The sequence below is a fragment of the Xanthomonas pisi DSM 18956 genome (assembly GCF_001010415.1).
In the GTDB taxonomy this organism is placed as follows: domain Bacteria; phylum Pseudomonadota; class Gammaproteobacteria; order Xanthomonadales; family Xanthomonadaceae; genus Xanthomonas; species Xanthomonas pisi.
Genome location: NZ_JPLE01000136.1, coordinates 1 through 277 on the forward strand (window position 1 = coordinate 1; position 277 = coordinate 277).

The window sequence follows — 277 nt, forward strand, 5'->3', positions numbered from 1 at the left end:
GTCCAGACCCAGCACGTCGCGCCACACCAGCCGGGTGGACTCCGCAGCGCGGTAGCGCCGCAGCTGCGCCGCCCAGGCCTGCGGCTGCGCCTCCCACCACACCGGGCCTTCGCTCCAGGTCGCCTGGTCGTACAGCGTGTGCAGGCGCGCGTTACCCAGCCGCGCGGCCAGGGCGGGGTCCTGCGCCGTCGGCGGGGCGCACCGGGTTGGCGGGGCCGGGCCGCCCGCCCCCACGCGGCAATGGCTGTCCATCACACCGGGCCCCCGTGCCCGAACG

1 pseudogene is annotated in these 277 nt (G+C 78.0%); it reads right to left on the minus strand.

From position 1 onward, the window contains the following. A pseudogene (locus Y887_RS17425) lies at positions 1 to 252 on the minus strand (hypothetical protein); the annotation flags it as partial. Between the last annotated feature and the right edge of the window lie 25 nt (positions 253 to 277).